General features: G+C 32.8%; 16 protein-coding genes and 1 pseudogene. 9 read left to right on the top strand and 8 right to left on the bottom strand.

Annotation, left to right across the window (positions count from 1 at the left end; translation table 11 throughout):
* Window positions 1-3 precede the first annotated feature (3 nt).
* The 4 genes from esaB to esxA form a co-directional block, all read right to left on the bottom strand.
* Window positions 4-246 carry a type VII secretion protein EsaB gene (gene esaB, locus IDG65_RS05310; RefSeq protein ID WP_001071606.1) on the bottom strand — a complete coding sequence of 81 codons (243 nt, stop codon included), beginning with the start codon at window positions 244-246 and terminating at the stop codon, window positions 4-6.
* The gene (gene essA / locus IDG65_RS05305; RefSeq protein WP_000928935.1) at window positions 218-676 is read right to left on the bottom strand and encodes a type VII secretion protein EssA; all 459 of its coding nucleotides are present in this window, start codon (window positions 674-676) and stop codon (window positions 218-220) included. Before essA ends, esaB begins: the two co-directional genes overlap by 29 nt.
* Window positions 676-3705 carry a type VII secretion protein EsaA gene (esaA, locus tag IDG65_RS05300; protein ID WP_000728950.1) on the bottom strand — a complete coding sequence of 1010 codons (3030 nt, stop codon included), beginning with the start codon at window positions 3703-3705 and terminating at the stop codon, window positions 676-678. The genes essA and esaA overlap by 1 nt, the downstream gene beginning before the upstream one ends.
* 82 nt (window positions 3706-3787) lie before the next feature.
* Window positions 3788-4081 carry a WXG100 family type VII secretion effector EsxA gene (gene esxA, locus IDG65_RS05295; RefSeq protein ID WP_001240827.1) on the bottom strand — a complete coding sequence of 98 codons (294 nt, stop codon included), beginning with the start codon at window positions 4079-4081 and terminating at the stop codon, window positions 3788-3790.
* 247 nt (window positions 4082-4328) lie between these two features.
* Here esxA and IDG65_RS05290 point away from each other — a divergent pair, with 247 nt between their 5' ends.
* The 5 genes from IDG65_RS05290 to IDG65_RS05270 all read left to right on the top strand — a co-directional run bounded on the left by IDG65_RS05290 (window position 4329) and on the right by IDG65_RS05270 (window position 9900).
* Entirely contained in the window at window positions 4329-5222 is an 894-nt protein-coding gene (locus IDG65_RS05290; RefSeq protein WP_052997589.1) for a CHAP domain-containing protein, read from the top strand.
* A 330-nt stretch (window positions 5223-5552) separates the two neighbouring features.
* Window positions 5553-7076 carry a DUF6583 family protein gene (locus IDG65_RS05285; RefSeq protein WP_000038538.1) on the top strand — a complete coding sequence of 508 codons (1524 nt, stop codon included), beginning with the start codon at window positions 5553-5555 and terminating at the stop codon, window positions 7074-7076.
* Between the two features lie 67 nt (window positions 7077-7143).
* Window positions 7144-8310 (top strand): ABC transporter permease, encoded by a 1167-nt coding sequence (locus IDG65_RS05280; protein ID WP_000848780.1) that lies wholly within the window; start codon window positions 7144-7146, stop codon window positions 8308-8310.
* A complete protein-coding gene (locus tag IDG65_RS05275) occupies window positions 8307-9227 on the top strand; it encodes an ABC transporter permease (protein WP_000806114.1) in 921 nt (306 codons plus the stop codon). The genes IDG65_RS05280 and IDG65_RS05275 overlap by 4 nt, the downstream gene beginning before the upstream one ends.
* A 13-nt stretch (window positions 9228-9240) precedes the next feature.
* Window positions 9241-9900 carry an ABC transporter ATP-binding protein gene (locus IDG65_RS05270; RefSeq protein WP_000570067.1) on the top strand — a complete coding sequence of 220 codons (660 nt, stop codon included), beginning with the start codon at window positions 9241-9243 and terminating at the stop codon, window positions 9898-9900.
* Between the two features lie 51 nt (window positions 9901-9951).
* Here IDG65_RS05270 and lytM read toward each other — a convergent pair whose 3' ends face one another.
* Together lytM and IDG65_RS05260 are read right to left on the bottom strand one after the other, a co-directional pair.
* Window positions 9952-10899 carry a glycine-glycine endopeptidase LytM gene (lytM, locus tag IDG65_RS05265; protein ID WP_000736787.1) on the bottom strand — a complete coding sequence of 316 codons (948 nt, stop codon included), beginning with the start codon at window positions 10897-10899 and terminating at the stop codon, window positions 9952-9954.
* Window positions 10900-11224: 325 nt separating this feature from the next.
* Window positions 11225-12217: a choloylglycine hydrolase family protein gene (locus tag IDG65_RS05260; protein ID WP_000337376.1), complete on the bottom strand. Its 993-nt coding sequence runs from the start codon at window positions 12215-12217 to the stop codon at window positions 11225-11227.
* Window positions 12218-12450: 233 nt separating this feature from the next.
* Here IDG65_RS05260 and IDG65_RS05255 point away from each other — a divergent pair, with 233 nt between their 5' ends.
* Window positions 12451-13827, top strand: coding sequence for an MFS transporter (locus IDG65_RS05255; RefSeq protein ID WP_001066553.1), 1377 nt, complete (start codon window positions 12451-12453; stop codon window positions 13825-13827).
* Between the two features lie 127 nt (window positions 13828-13954).
* On the opposite strand, the gene IDG65_RS05250 is transcribed toward IDG65_RS05255, so the two are convergent.
* Both IDG65_RS05250 and IDG65_RS05245 read right to left on the bottom strand, forming a co-directional pair.
* A complete protein-coding gene (locus IDG65_RS05250) occupies window positions 13955-14347 on the bottom strand; it encodes a hypothetical protein (RefSeq protein ID WP_061385125.1) in 393 nt (130 codons plus the stop codon).
* 49 nt (window positions 14348-14396) lie between these two features.
* Window positions 14397-14577: pseudogene (locus tag IDG65_RS05245) on the bottom strand (NADH-quinone oxidoreductase subunit L).
* Between the two features lie 150 nt (window positions 14578-14727).
* Here IDG65_RS05245 and rbsR point away from each other — a divergent pair.
* From rbsR to rbsD, 3 genes are all read left to right on the top strand, one after another.
* Complete coding sequence (gene rbsR, locus IDG65_RS05240; RefSeq protein WP_000757882.1) at window positions 14728-15726, top strand: ribose utilization transcriptional repressor RbsR; 999 nt, start codon at window positions 14728-14730, stop codon at window positions 15724-15726.
* Between the two features lie 231 nt (window positions 15727-15957).
* A complete protein-coding gene (gene rbsU, locus IDG65_RS05235; protein ID WP_052997587.1) occupies window positions 15958-16839 on the top strand; it encodes a ribose/proton symporter RbsU in 882 nt (293 codons plus the stop codon).
* A 14-nt stretch (window positions 16840-16853) separates the two neighbouring features.
* Window positions 16854-17258: a D-ribose pyranase gene (rbsD, locus tag IDG65_RS05230; RefSeq protein WP_000750483.1), complete on the top strand. Its 405-nt coding sequence runs from the start codon at window positions 16854-16856 to the stop codon at window positions 17256-17258.
* Window positions 17259-17285: the final 27 nt, after the last annotated feature.

The raw sequence follows: 17285 nt of genomic DNA, 5'->3' as shown, positions 1-17285 counted from the left end.
CTCCTATAGTAACTTCAAAATATCTCCATCAGCGATTTGATAATCAATAAGTCGGTCGTTTTCAACAAGTAATTGACCTTTCGTCATCACTTTAATTTGTGTATTCACATCGAAAATCGAAATATCCAAACTGTCTAACACTAATGCTATTAGATTCTTAATCGGTAAATATGCTGGTACTGCTAAGTCATATGTGCCGTAATTATAATTAGTAAAATCAAATGTTACTTTTACGTGCTGATTCATTTTTCGTTCGTCTCCCTTTATGAATTGAAAAAATGACAAATCCTAAAGTCAAAAAAGCCCCTACAGACATCAAAATGTACGGGAATATTTTTTTCTCCTGCTTGTTTTGAATATAGGGGCTTTTATCACTCTCCGAAGTCTTTTCTAAGTTAGATTTGGAAAATAACACTTTTTTAGTTTCATTCAAGCGAGTCGAGTGACTCGCTTGATTTTGAAACATATCATTTTTTATTTGTTGTTGTCTTTCTTTTTTCTGCTTAGCAATCGCATCATTAACCGCTTTGCTGTCTTTATTAAATAGCGTTGTATCATATTGATTTAAATCATTATTGATTCGCTTTTCCTCTTCTTGTTGCACGTCAATATTAAGTCCGCCATTATTGCTAGATGCTGTTAAAAAAGTTAAAGCAATCACGCTATTCATCAACATTAGATTAATCTCTCTTTCTTAAAGTGTTTTACAAACATGTTCAGTACGAAGCCAATAATCACAAGTACTGTTAATATTACTAGCGCCAAGCCTATAGGATGCTCTGCATTTAAATAATTGAAGAACATGTTATCGATATAAGATAATGGTGAAATTTTATTAGTCACACCTTGTCCAGCTGCTTTCAAATTATTCATAGCTACAAAGTATAGACCCAATGCAGCAATCATTAAGAACATACCGATAGATTTTACCTGTCTTAGTAAATACGTATTAATAAGTACGAAGACCATCATAGTTAAAATCACCATTAAGATGAATTTCGCTCTATAGCCAGCTAATACATGGAACTTATTCATTGCAATTAAACCGACAATTAATCCTTCTATCAAACCAGTTGTACCAATAACACCTGACGTAATGACATTATTCCAAAGATGATTTTTACTACTATAATCATCTTTAATGAAATTCATTTGTCCTTTGGCACGTTCATAACTATAGAAAATATATGCTGTAATCATTGATAGTAAGTACATCAATAATACGAATAATGTCGGTGAAATCACGTCTGTATTACCATTATTAGCTAAAACATTTTCTAAGTTTTTCTTTTGAACCGGATTACTCATAAATGCTTTTAATGCTTGGTTTTGTCTGTCGCCATCTTTAGAATTTTGTAATACTTTTTTAAACTCTTTAGCGAATAAATCATTTTCTTTATCGTTTTTAGCCATTTGACGGTTCAAGTCATTCGCTCTTACGCCTAATGCTCGACCTGTCGCATGTAGCTTATTAACATTATTGTCGACTTGATTTAATTGGCCACTAACAGAATCTGCAATTGATTTTGATTCTTGTGTATCTGATAGCAATTGCGTACTCTTTTCAGAAATTCTACTAATTTCTTTATCTAAATTTGAAGACATCGTATTAAATTCATCATTTTTGCCTTTATCAATTTTTGGTTCTTGTGGCTCTTCAGCAAATGTCTTTTTAACGTTTTCTAACTGATCAATCAGCTTAGAAATATCTTCTTTATTTTTGGTTGTATTCTTTTTGTTATTTAAAATGTCATCAATCAGTTTGTCTGAGTTTTCTTCCATTGAATCAATTTGATGTAACACAGCTACTTTATCGTCTTTGAAACTTTCCATGTCATTGATAACTTGGTCAACCATCATATCAATTAAACGTTTGTTATCGAATGGTTTATCTTCTCTGCCTTTTGTATCTGTGTACATTTTATAATGTGCATCAAATCTAGATAATGCACTCAATTGCTGGCTTAATGCATCTTTCGATAAGCGACCATCAAGGTTATGATTCAATGTTACATCCACAACACTCGTTGCTTTCTTATCATTTGGTTCATCTTGACGATTTGCTTGTCCAAATAACAATTGTAAATGCATTGTTTTATCTTTTAAGAAATCTTTCTCAGCATCCTTTTTCAATTTAGCAACGCCATTGACTTCAACTTTATATTCCTTGTTAGATGTATCGAGTTGAACACTTTGATCCTTAATGTCATATTTTTTACCATTAATTTTAATGTCGCCTTCAAAATTAAAATGAGGATCTGTTGCAACAGTTAATTGATTAATATCATTACTTTTAATCGTTTCAGTACGTTGCACTTTGACACCATCATTAATCAAACTACTTGTGTCTTGCGCAACTTGGTTATCGTAATCTGTTAAATTAATGTGTTCTGCTAACGGTTTTTTCAAATTATATTCGTTTTTATAACGTTTTGCTTCTTTGACAATTGCTTCGTATTTATTAGCTTCATCCTCATTTAAACCTGCAGCTATAAAGTCTTGTTTAGACATGTTATAGATAAATGTTGTATCTGTATCAGGTTCTTTGACAATATCATCATGAAGTTGTTTTTCTAAGTTTTCAGCGAATTGAGCATTGTTCATTTTAATGCTATTTAGCGCATCTTGTAAGTCTTTGTTATTTGCAAGCTCATCTTGCAGTGATTCTGTTAATTGCTTACGATAGTCTTCAATCATACCTTTTGAAAATGGTGACTCTTGTGATTGAATGATTTCTCTTAATTTATCTAAGTTTTCTTTAACAGTTTGTTTATATTCTTCTTTACCTGTATCTTGCATACTTGATTGTTGATCAATTTGGCTGTCCATCTGTTTTAATGCATTGATATAGTTATCAAGTTCCACGCTATCTTTTTGCGATTTATAATCTTGTAGCATTTTATCCATCGCTGTATTGTGCTCGTCAAATAATGAATTTTGTTTTTCAATTAAAGTCGAAACATTATAATCTGTGTTCACTCTGAACGTATCTGAATTCGCACTCAATAATGATTTATTGTATGTTTGGAACCATTTTGTAATATCTTTGTTTGCAGAAATTGAATTTACAAGCGTATCTGTAAATAATTCCGGGAAGTCGTTAATTGGATTTAATAAGTAATTCGAGAATTTACTATTCACACCATGTTCACGCGTCATAATAGCGCCAACATTTTTTTGTGCATTATGTAAATTATCAATGATGCTTGTTAAATAAATTTCGACCAAGTTTTTGTTAAAGTCATTAAGTACATTACTTACAACTTTTTCTGTGTTTTTAGCTACTTCTTCTTTTTGTCCTACAGCTGTTTTATACTGTAGTGATATTTTCGATGGTGTTTTAGCGTCTAATTGCATTGCCAATTTTGAAAAGTTTTCTGGGATAACAATCATGACTTGGTATCCACCATTTTTCAAACCAGACTCAGCAACGTTTCGTGTTACTGTTTCAAATTTATAGTTTTTCTCATTTGCTAACCTTTTAATAAATGCTTGACCCAGCTCAACCTTTTTACCGTTATATGTCGTTGGTTGATCCTCGTTAACAATTGCGATATGTATTTTATTATTTTTATTACTTACACTTTGGGATCCTTTTTCTGATTGATCTCCATATTTTGTTTGAACAAAAAATATCATACTAACTATGGCAATTATAATAATTAAAGTGACAATTAATGCATAAATCCAATTTTTCTTTTTCATGCTTATTTCCTTTCAGTTGTTTTCTTAAAAAATGATAAGCAAAGCCACATTAGAAAATGTGACTTTGCCAATTTCAGAATGCTTATTGCAAACCGAAATTATTAGAAAGTTGTTGGTCTTGCTCTTGAACGGCATCAGCAGTGCTATTCAATTGTTGTTTAATTTCTTCTAATAATTGTGCAAATTTTTCTACTTTAGGACTAAGTTGTTGGAATTGCTCTTCGAAACGGCTGAAAGCTTGACCTTCCCAGTTCGCTGAAATTTCACCTTGTGCACGTGTTAAATCAGATAAAATTTGACGGATTTGGTCTGAACCTTGCCCGTAAGATTGCGATTTTGCTCTGATTTCCTCTGGACTCATCTTAATCATTGCCATAACTAGAAACCTCCTGAATATTTTAAGTTTATCAAAACTTTTTAGGGACACTATTTTTTGAAAAAGTGCTCCTTACTCAAATAATATATAAATTATTAGTATATGTATATAGTTTTTTAAGTATTTTTAGCTTTTTTTAAATAAATATATTGAATATATCCATATATTTTTAATTAACCATTCATTTTTGTAATATAAATGTGTATACTAAAATTAAATTAAATACATAAAGGATTAAATGGTTATTATGAAGAAAACAATTTTACTGACGATGACAACTCTTACTTTATTTAGTATGTCGCCTAACTCGGCTCAAGCATACACGAATGATAGCAAAACATTAGAAGAAGCAAAGAAAGCACACCCAAACGCACAGTTCAAAGTGAATAAAGACACCGGCGCGTATACTTATACTTATGACAAAAACAACGCGCCAAACAACAATCATCAAAATCAGTCACGTACAAACGACAATCATCAACACGCAAATCAACGTGATTTTAACAACAATCAGTACCATTCTTCATTAAGTGGTCAGTATACGCACATTAATGACGCAATTGATTCACACACACCGCCTCAAACGTCACCAAGCAATCCTTTGACACCAGCCATACCGAATGTCGAAGACAATGACGATGAATTAAATAACGCTTTTTCAAAAGATAACAAAGGGCTTATTACAGGCATCGATTTAGACGAATTGTATGACGAATTACAAATCGCCGAATTTAATGACAAAGCAAAGACTGCTGACGGTAAACCTTTAGCATTAGGTAACGGTAAAATCATTGATCAGCCTCTTATCACAAGTAAGAACAACTTATATACTGCTGGACAATGTACATGGTATGTCTTTGATAAACGTGTCAAAGATGGACACACGATTAGTACATTTTGGGGAGATGCTAAAAACTGGGCAGGCCAAGCTTCAAGCAATGGCTTCAAAGTAGATAGACACCCAACACGAGGATCAATTTTGCAAACAGTAAACGGTCCATTTGGTCATGTAGCCTACGTTGAGAAAGTTAATATTGATGGAAGTATTCTAATTTCAGAAATGAATTGGATTGGTGAATATATCGTTTCATCAAGAACCATCTCTGCTTCAGAAGTTTCATCATATAGTTACATCCATTAAATTAATCATGACATCAATAAAAAGCGACCAGTTCGCAGTTTACAATTCGTAACACTGCAAAATTGGTCGCTTTATTTTGTATGTTATTCGATTATAAAATATGATGTTTACCTTCAAAATTGCAATAACTTGTCACCTTAAAGTTAACCGACATTTTTCAAGAATCATTATGTAATCAAACTATTTTTTGTAGTTTATTAGATTTTCAATAACTTATTAAACATTATTATAACTAAAATTCTATTAATTTAAACAAAATTTAAAATAAACCATTTAATAAAATGTATTGTTCTGATATGATTAACTCATAAATAATTGGGAGGAAGCAAAATGTCTAAAAAGTTAAAAATTATAATTCCTATTATTATTGTCTTATTATTAATAGGTGGAATCGCATGGGGAGTTTATGCATTTTTTGCAAACACACCGAAAAATACATACTTAAAAAGTGAACAACAAACTGCAAAAATGTATAAAGATTATTTTAATGACCGTTTTGAAAACGAAGTGAAGTTCCAAGAAAAGATGAAAGATAATTCATTTTTATCTTCATTAGAATTAAGCGCAGATGCATCAGATGAAATTGTTAAGGGGCTTGGTATTCCTAAATCTGTTGTTAATGCTTCGAAAATTAAAATGTCATATGGACATGATCCTAAAAAAGAGAAATCAATGATTAATCTTGAACCAACAATAGCAGACTCTGAATTAGGGAAATTCCAGTTAGCTGCAGATAAAGATAAGCATTATTTCGAATCACCATTATTTAAAGGGAAATATAGTGTTAATAATTCTGATTTATTATCAACTTATTCAAAACTTACAGGTGAAGATGAAGAAACAGCAAAAGAAAATGGTATTACAAACCAACAACTAAATTTAAATACTCTTTTTAGTAATGCTCAAGCACAACAAAGTGACTACAGCAAAATTGCCGAAAAATATTCCGAACTTATTGTCGACAAATTAGATGACGATAATTTTGATAAAGGTAAAAAAGAAGAAATTAAGGTTAATGGTGAAAAGTACAAAGTTAGACCTGTCACGTTAACACTTAGCAGAGCTGACACTAAAAAAATTACATTAGCTGTATTAGAAGAAGCTAAAAAGGATAAAGACCTTAAAAAATTAATGGAAGAACAAGGTGCTACAAAAGACTTTGAAAAAGACATCAAAAAAGCAATTGACGATGTCAAAGAAACTAAAAAAGATGAATTTGCTAAAATTCAATCTAAAATTTATACCGAAAAACATACGATTGTAAAACGAGAAATTACTATTACAGACAAAGAAAATAATAAAACTAAAATCAAAGGTACTAATACTTTAGAAGACAATAAGTTAAAACTAGATTACGCACTTGATTTCGATCAAGATAAATACACGTATGCTGAAGCGAAATATACAATTAAAGGCGTATCTTCTAAGGAAAAAGACAATAAATACAGTGATAAATACGAATTTGGTAAAAAGACAGAATATGATGAATCAAAAATCAAATTAGATAACCAAGAGAAAGTAGATGGCACAAAACGTCAAGATAAAGGTAAAATTACTGTCGCATTAGATAAATATAGCGACGAAAATGAATTCACTTTTGAAAATAATATAGATTCTGACGTAAAAAATAACACTCAGAAATCTACGTTAAATATCGGCATCAAATATGCTGAAGAACCAATTAATTTCATTTTAAAATCTAGCACAAAATTGAAAGCAGATATTGATTTTGATGATAGTGGTGCGAAAGATTTCAATAGTCTATCTTCAAAAGATCGTGAAAAACTTGAAAAAGAAATCGAAAAAAATGGCGGCAAAATGTTTGAATCAATTTTAAAAAAGGCATCTAAATAACTAAAATATAAAAATAAGATTGGAAGGTCATCTTGCCTTTCAATCTTATCATTGGAGGAGTGGTTAAATGAAAACAATACATTTGTTTCGCATCTACCACTCTTTTTTATTGAAAAAGTGGTATTTGATTATCTATTTACTATTTATATTAGCGGCACTCGTTATTACATTAACGACAATCCAACATGTAACAGAAGATGACAATCATTTTAATATAGGTGTCGTAGATAAAGATCAATCAAGTGAAACGAAATTAATCTTAAACTCTATTGGTAAAGGGAGTAACCTAGGAAAAAATGTGAGCATTAAAGCATATGATGATAAGCAAGCACATACTTTGTTAAAAAAACATAAACTTCAAGGTTATTTTGTTTTTGATAAAGGTATGACCAAGGCATTTTATAAACAAGGCGAACTACCAATTTCAGTATATACATATGATCAACAATCCATGAAAAGTGTCGTGCTATCTCAGCTAACAGATTCTGTTTACCAACGTCTTATGCGATCAATGGGTGGCATCTTAGCTTTTCAAGACTTAGCACCGAAAGCATCACATTCTGACAGTATCAATGTTATGACTGATTTGCTGATTACAGGATTAAACCGTTCAGGTGCATTTAACTTAGAACCGATTCATTTATACGATACGGGCAGTTATTATGCAATTACAGGATTTTTAACAACGGTATTCATCTTTGCACTATCTTTATTTACAGTTTTGAAAATGAATCAAGATACTGTATTGAAAGCGCGATTGAAAATGTTTCATTTTTCTAAAGAGCGTTTGTTAATCATTCGTGCGTTGATTACATGGTTTTATACTATGTTATGGAGTATCGTTGGTGTAGTTTGGATTGTGTTCAGTATTCCGAATACCTTTGAATTATATAATTGGCCAACGTTAGCCATTCATTTAAGCTATTATGTTACCTTTTTAATACTGTGGTTATTACTCATCGAACTTTTAACTACAGGCTTGTTGAATAGTATTAGTAAAGTCATATTAGCTATTGTCATCCTGGTGTTATCTGGTTTAACAATACCTACGATTTTTTTACAACATATAGCAAATGGCGTTTTCAATATTCAACCGTTCGCAGTTGTAACAAATCAATTGTTAGAAATTATTTTAAACAACTACATTTTAGAACTGCACCCTAGTTTCTATCTTAGCTTCATCGCACTTTTGATAATTAATTTAGCTGTATTGGTTTGGAGGTATCGTCAATGAAGCCTTATATACAACTTGTTGTGTTCAAGCAATGGTTACAATACATCTTGCTCGTAACAACCATTGTCATCGCACTCGTACTTATTGGTATCGGTTACCGTGTAGCACATGACAACTTCAAAATACCGATTACCATTCAAGATTTAGACCAAACCACTGCATCAAAATCATTCGTCAATAAAATTAAACAATCTGACTATGTAACTATTAAAAAAGTCGATGAAGATGAAAGCTATATTGAAGATGATGTTACTAAAAAGGAAGCTATTTTAAGTATGCAAATTCCTAAAGGTTTCTCTCAAAAATTAAAAGAGAACCGTTTAAAAGAAACGATACAGTTATATGGTAGAGATGACTTTATAGGTGGTATTGCTGTAGAAATTGTTAGTAGTTCATTATATGAGCAGCAAATTCCTAACATTATTTATGAACACCTTGAGGATATGAAACAGCATCAATCCATCGATGCTATCAACAAGTCCTATCATAAACATACACCTGAATCTAAAATCAAATTTGTGTCGCTTACTAAACAAGCACAACACTCTATTTCAATTAGCTTAATCTTTGCGGTGATTTTATTTGTTAGCGCTGTTCAAGTAGTACTTCATTATCGTTTAAACCAACAAGCAGCATTGCAACGATTATCACAATATCATTTAAGCCGTTTCAAACTATATAGTACTTATGTAATGACACATACGATTTTGTTATTGTTGGTACTATTGGCAGTTAGTCTATATTTGTCTCAACCACTCAGCTTAATATTTTACTTAAAATCACTGTTACTTATATTGATTTATGAGATAGGTATCGTCTTTATCTTATTCCATATTCAAACAATAAGTCATCGATTATTCATGACATTTATATATGCACTTGCTATGGGTATCGTATACTTGACCATTTTCATGTAAAGGAGCGTAACTGATGATAGAAATTAATAACCTTTCAAAGCGTTACCGTAACAAACAGATTTTCAATCATTTAACCATGTCCTTTGATAGTAATCGATTAACCGTATTACTTGGTGATAATGGCGCTGGAAAATCAACATTACTTCGTATGATTGCTGGTATTGAAAAAGCTAATGATGGAACTATCAACTATTTCGGCGAAAAATGGAATCAAAGACAAATACAAAATCACATCGGTTATGTGCCACAAGACATTGCGTTATTTGAACACATGACAGTGGCTGAAAACATTAAATTTTTTAAATCACTTTGTAAAAATCCAATTAACGATACAACTATCAACGAATATTTACAGCAATTAAATTTTGATGATACGTCTGCCAAAGTATCTACATTGTCCGGTGGGAATAAACGTAAAATTAATATATTAGTAGGTTTACTAGGTAAACCTCGAATTCTCATTTTAGATGAACCGACAGTTGGTATTGATTTAAAATCTAGACATGACATCCACCAACTACTTAACATTATGAAATCTAAATGTTTAATTATATTAACTACCCATCATTTAGATGAAGTTGAAGCACTTGCAGATGATATCAAGTTAATTGGCCAAGATCCTTTTTATCAACATGTTTTAGAGGACAAACAATGGACTTATACCTATTATTAAAACGAAAAAATCCCAAGCTGCGTATGATATCGCAACTTGGGATTTTCTGTATTATCTACTTTGCAAGTATGACATTGGGTCTACTGCATATTGATTACCGATGCCACCAGACATACGTTGGAAGTGTACGTGAGGCGCTGTTGAATTACCCGTACTACCTGAATATGCAATTTGGTCACCAGCTTTGACTTTATCACCAGCTGAAACAGTTAAACGATTATTATGCATATACCATTGGTAGTTATTACTGTTCGCTTCTTTAATCGTTACTTGATTACCACCACCATAGTTACTCCAACCTGCTTGTACTACTGTACCATCAGTTAATGAGTAAACTGGTGAATTTTCAGGCATTGCATAGTCGACACCGTAATGCGCACCACCACCGTGATATTGTCCATATGGTTGTAGTTGTTTACGACTTGTTAACCAGCTTGCGTCTTTCGCATGACCACTAGCTGTCGCTTTACTTGCTGATCCGCCATTTTGATTAGACGTGCCATTAGGGTAATTGACCTTTCCATTACCATCATGGCTGTTATACGCTTGGTTGTTACTATGTGAATAATAGCTCGCGTCTGGACCTACATTTGATTGATAACCATATTGATTAATGTGCTGTTGGCTTTGACTCGCTGTGTAGTCATTGTTATCTCCTGTTGTTGCTGGATTCACATATGTTTGACCGCTTCCATTGGCATTTGCATTTTTTGGATAACAGTTATAAAAATAATGCGTATGTCCTTGAGCATCTACGAATGTATAGCTATATTCTTTATTATCAAACATTGCTTGATTCCAGTTACCATCAGGTGTGTGATGATAATCCCCATTAGAATCAATTGTATAATAAGTACCATAAGATACGTCTTGTGATTGTGCTGACATTTGTGTATGTGCTTGTTGGGTGTTTGTCGTTTCTGCTGCATCTGCTTGATGCGCCATTGTAAATGTAGCGAAGCCCATCGTTGCAATCGCTGCTGCTGTTAATTTTTTCATGTATAAAACATCCTCCATTAAAGTTAAAGTTAGTTTTCAATTAAACTGTACTGCACATACTAAAAGAATTAGACAACTGAGTAAAGGATTTAATTCTCATTTTCCAACTATTTAATATTCCCGAAATGTTTTACTAAACTCATTACATTGTCATTACAAAATAGCCATACATTGATATTAAAATGACATCTCTCACTGCATTCGTTTAACCTTTTATAAATTTTCAAAACTAACAACTAATCATTCGTCCATGTTCGCGGTTCAACGCTAATGTATGATAGTAATCATCCATCAAATCATATCAACCAAATTCCATTATCAATCGCTATTGATTGTCATTCAACTTTCTAATAGTGATATGCTTCTCAGGCTTAAAAATCGTCATATCTTTTCTATTAATTAAATCATCTGTGAGCTTTAATGCTACTATTTCATTGCTACCATAATACTTAATATATAACGTTCTTGTAGTTAAATTTATTACGGTCTGATACATCGTATAGTGATTGTCAGCATCATGCGGACGTACAATTCCAATCGGTATATTTACCGCATCTAATAAATAAAATGCATTCATTAAATCCATTTCTTTATCATTGTTTTGAGCAATGTTTGCTTTCATAAATGCCATTCTCACAAAGCGCTCAGTTGAAGTAAATCCACCTGGCAATCCAAATGTACCTGCTTCATTGCCTAAAGGTTCAATCGTTACACCTTCCAATAAATTTGCTGTTGCTGGATAAGGAGAAATATTGATATATTGCCTTAAATTACTATAATGCCAATCTAAGTCTGGATGATTTGTTAAGACACCAATAGGGTTATCTTTTATAACCACTTCACCCTCTTTAAATGAAACTTCGACTGATTGTCCAGTTGCATCGGAAACATGATAATGCAATGGCGGAACTTCACCGATATCATTTAAATATACAGCTACAACATGTATTTGGGATGCTTGTTGTTTCATATCTTCAATGCTTGTTGTATATCCCAAAATCCATGTTACAATTTCATTTTGCGTAATATTCATCGCGTCCGCTTTGTGTGTTGATCCATATGAACTATAACCTCGGAAATATTGTGTTGAAATGGCAACGCCATGTTCATTAACACCATCACCATAAATAAAACCTTCCATATCTGTTCCTGTGCCAATAAAGCCATATTGCGTTTGGCCTGTCGTGCCAGTGCGAGATGTCCAACGATAATTTCTAGGCGTCACTGCTGGCGAACCATCTAATGGATAATCATAATCCATCGTGCGTCCAAGAAGTACTTGATTATTTAAAGTTTGTATTGTGAATCCTGTGCACATTGTTCTCACTCCTCTGTACCTTCATTTACTTTAATCACTTTCAAATAAAGCTGTTTCACTTAAACATACTATAAAAAATCAATCATACAAGCAATTAATTGATATTCATTCTCAATAACTGTGGTATGATATGTAAGGAAATCATGACTTATGTGTGAGTGAACGATCATCTATACATCCGTTCACTTCATCTCATGACTTTCTATATTTAATTTTTACAAGGAGTGACATCTGTGAATAACACACAATCTTCACCACGCAGTAATATTATTATTGCGATTATGTTGTCTGCATTAACATATTGGTTGTTTGCACAATCATTTATTAATATAGGACCTCTCGTTGGTCAAACGTATCAAACCTCTCCTGCCGTGTTAAATTTATCTATTAGTTTAACTTCCTTCGCCACAGGTATCTTCATGGTGGCTGCAGGTGATATTGCTGATAAAATAGGACAACTGAGAATGACATACATGGGTCTCATAATCAGTATGTTTGCATCTCTTCTATTAATTATATCGGACATCACTGCACTGCTCATCATCGGTAGAATTTTACAAGGTCTATCAGCAGCTATCTTGTTACCTTCAACAGTTGGCGTTTTAAATAATCAATTTAAAGGAGAACATTTAAGACGAGCGATTAGTTATCTAATGATTAGTACTGTTGGTGGCATCGGCCTAGCTGGTGTTATCGGCGGTTTAATCGCCACAAATTTCGGATGGCAAACGAATTTCATCATTAGTATAGTCATTGCTTTCATTGCCATATTGCTTCTAAAAGGCACACCTGAAAAAGTAAGTCAACATAGCCATCGTCATCCATTCGATTACAAAGGTATGTCGATTTTCGCTGTTATGATTGGTAGCTTTACATTATTGTTAACACAAGGATTCGAACAAGGTTGGTTTAGTACATTTTCATTCATTTGTCTGAGCATTTTTATCATCACTACGTTGATATTCATCATCATCGAACGTCGACATGAAGTACCTTTTATTGATTTTTCAGTATTACGCAACCGTCCGTTCATTGGTGCATTTTTAAATAACTTTGTTTTAAATAGCGGTCTAGGCGTAACAGTGGTCTTTTTCATATATGCTCAAACACACCTTGGTTTATCAGCTGCGCAATCTGGACTTGTTACATTGCCATATGCCATTGTGGCAGTTGCGATGATTCGTTTAGGTGAAAAAGCAACATTACGTTTCGGTGGCAAATTGATGCTCATCATTGGTCCGTTGTTCCCTGTCATCGGCATCACTATTATTAGCATGACTCAATTATCGGCATCACAATATGTCATTGCAGTTATCATTGGTTTCGTCATTTGCGCAATTGGAAATGGTTTAGTCGCAACACCCGGCCTTACAATTGCAATTTTCAGTATGCCAAATGAAAAAGTTGGTTTAGCTACAGGATTATATAAAATGAGTGGTACATTAGGTGGCGCCTTTGGTATAGCACTAAGTACTACAGTTTTCAGTATGTTACAACTAAACTATGCACCAAGTGTAGCTGCAACCGTAACATTTATCGTCAGCATTGTATTGATGATCCTTGGCTCATTGTCTGCATACATGATCATTCCAAAAACAGTTAAATCTTAAATATAATAGAAGAATTATGTTTCGAAATATCTTTATCACTTTAAAATGATATACAAGAAATTCAAGAAAAATAAGCGAAGAACGTTTTTCTCTGTTCTTCGCTTACTCTAATTATATTCACTATCAATTAGACAAAATGGCCATTTTCAAATATCACGCGTTGTTTCTGACCTTGAATATATTTATTATAATTCTCTTTTTGAAAATCAGTTAACATTAATTTAGATGTACCGTATTTTAACACTTTTTGCATTGTTTCTATTCTCATTTTTCTAAATAACCATCCATCTTTTAACACAATACGATTAACAGCATCATATGATAATTCTACTGTTTCTTTAATTTCAAATGTCTTGAATGAAATAATCGTGCACATTAAAAACGTATCACCAAAGTAATAAACATCTAAATCATCAAGTTTATGTTGTCCAACTAACAAACGACCATATTCGAACTCTTTTTCTGGATATTTCAATTCTAAAAAACTAATAATCTCTTCTTCTTTTAATTTGAATTGCATTTAAAAACATCCTCTCTTAAGTTTTAACAAGCCTTAATTAAAAATTTTTTCAATCACATAGTTCAATATACATCATTTCGTTATATTTTTTAATACTTTTTTTCAAAAACAAATATTTTATTCTTTAAAATAATGACTTTTGTATTCCTCATCACAATAAACATTTTAAAATTCTAGTTATCATAATCATTAAAAGGTATTAACCTTAATAATATATTCTCTCGCCTCAACCTTAATCGCATACTATAGGCGTCTGTTTGTAGACAATAAAAGTCATTCACGTCTTCATATGTCATCAAATGTTTATCATGATATGATGAATATAATAATCGGGTATATAACTGTATGATTAATTACACAATAAAGAGAAGGAATATAATATGAAAAAAGTGTCAATTAAAGATGTTGCTAGAGAAGCTGGTGTATCAGTTACAACTGTGTCACATATTTTAAATCATAATGATAGTCGTTTTTCCGCAACAACGATAAAAAACGTACATGCTGTTTCAGAACGTTTAGGCTATGCCCCTAATAAACATGCAAAACAATTGCGCGGCAGTAAAATTCAAACTATTGGCGTCATTTTACCTAGCTTAACAAATCCGTTTTTCTCAGCACTAATGCAAAGTATTCATGACCATAAACCATCTGATGTTGATTTATGCTTTTTAACATCTACAGCAACTGATTTGTATGACAATATTAAACATTTAATTGATCGAGGTATTGACGGATTAATTATCGCACAATACATATCATCCCCGGACGCCCTAAATAACTATCTAAAGAAACATCATGTACCTTATGTCGTACTGGATCAAAATGACCATCAAGGCTATACAGATTTTGTTCGGACAAATGAATATCAAGGTGGACAACTTGCAGCACAACATTTAATAGAACTCGGTCACAACAATATGATAGTTGTTGCACCATATGACATGATGGCGAATATGTCGACTCGTGTCGCTGGATTTGTCGATACTTTGCGCGCGAATCAATTGCCAGAACCACAAATCGTCCATACTGAATTATCTAAGCGCGGTGGGCTAACCATTGTTGATGACATCATGGTTCAATCTGCCACTGCAATCTTCGCTATTAACGATGAACTCGCTATTGGCATTTTACGAGGACTAATTGAACATGGCATCAGTATCCCGAAAGATATCTCATTAATAGGTTATGACGACATTGATTATGCAGCGTACGTCTCGCCACCTTTAACTACTGTGGCACAACCTATAACTGATATTGGCAAAACATCTTTAACCTTATTACTTCAACGATTACAGCACTTAGATAAATCCATTGATATGATTGAATTACCAACGACTTTAAAAATTCGTGCAACAACTGGCTATCATCTTTCAAACTAACTACGTATCTTCCGAAATATACTCATCATTGTTAGGCCCTTAGCGTTGCTTTAATGCTGAGGGTTTTTAATCATAATTATTTCACTAAGAAATTAAAATAATAATGTATGAATTTTTAAATATGATTTAAACGTTTTCAGCTTTTATGAAAACGCATGCATTTTACAAATAAAAATGGTACGATGGCACTGGTAAAACGTTTTACTAAAAACAAATCGTGAGGTGTATAACATGAGCATTGTTGCATTACTTATCGGGTTAGGCCCCTTAATTGGCTGGGGATTCTTCCCAACAGTCGCTTCAAAGTTTGGTGGTAAACCTGTACATCAAATTATCGGTGCTACTGTAGGTACGTTAATCTTCGCTATTATATTAGCCGTAGTCACATCAAGCGGCTTCCCTACTGGAACCAATTTGCTATTCGCCTTATTATCAGGTGCTGGTTGGGGATTCGGACAAATCATTACATTTAAAGCGTTCGAATTAGTCGGTTCATCTCGTGCCATGCCAGTCACAACAGCATTCCAATTATTAGGCGCATCTTTATGGGGTGTCTTTGCATTAGGAAATTGGCCAGGCATTGGTCATAAAATCATTGGATTTACAGCTTTAGTCGTTATTCTAATTGGTGCGCGTATGACAGTTTGGAGTGAACGCAAAGAAGCAAGTAACGCCAAAAATTTACGTCGTGCAGTGGTACTTCTGTTAATTGGTGAATTTGGATACTGGTTATATTCAGCTGCACCGCAAGCAACTTCTATTGATGGCCTAACTGCCTTTTTACCTCAAGCAATGGGTATGGTAATTGTTGCAGTCATTTATGGCTTTATGAATATGAAAGCAGAGAATCCATTCCGTAATAAAATTACGTGGTTACAAATTATTTCAGGTTTCTTCTTTGCATTTGGTGCCTTAACATATCTTATTTCAGCACAACCTAATATGAATGGTTTAGCAACTGGATTTATTCTTTCTCAAACATCCGTTGTGCTTGCTACATTAACTGGTATTTATTTCTTAAAACAACATAAAACGTCAAAAGAAATGGTTATTACAATCATCGGCTTAGTACTCATTTTAGTAGCCACTTCTGTTACAGTATTTATAAAATAAGGAGTGTAGATGTCATGAAAAAAACAGCTGTTTTAAATGAACATATTTCAAAAGCAATCGCGACAATTGGTCATTTTGATCTATTAACGATTAATGACGCTGGCATGCCAATTCCAAATGATCATCGTCGTATCGACCTAGCTGTAACTAAAAACTTACCACGCTTTATTGATGTCTTAGCTACAGTGTTAGAAGAAATGGAAATCCAAAAAATATACTTAGCAGAAGAAATAAAAGAACATAACCCTACACAATTGCAACAAATTAAACAATTGATTTCATCGGAAATCGAAATCATTTTCATTCCTCACGAAGAAATGAAAAGTAACTTAGCTCACCCATTAAATAAAGGTAATATTCGTACTGGTGAAACAACGCCCTACTCTAATATTGCATTAGAATCGAATGTTACTTTTTAAAAGTTATAACTTGAAAGGAGCGTACAC

Source organism: Staphylococcus sp. EG-SA-17 (assembly GCF_017151845.1).
Lineage (GTDB): Bacteria > Bacillota > Bacilli > Staphylococcales > Staphylococcaceae > Staphylococcus > Staphylococcus aureus.
This window is presented reverse-complemented; position numbering and strand designations above follow the sequence as displayed.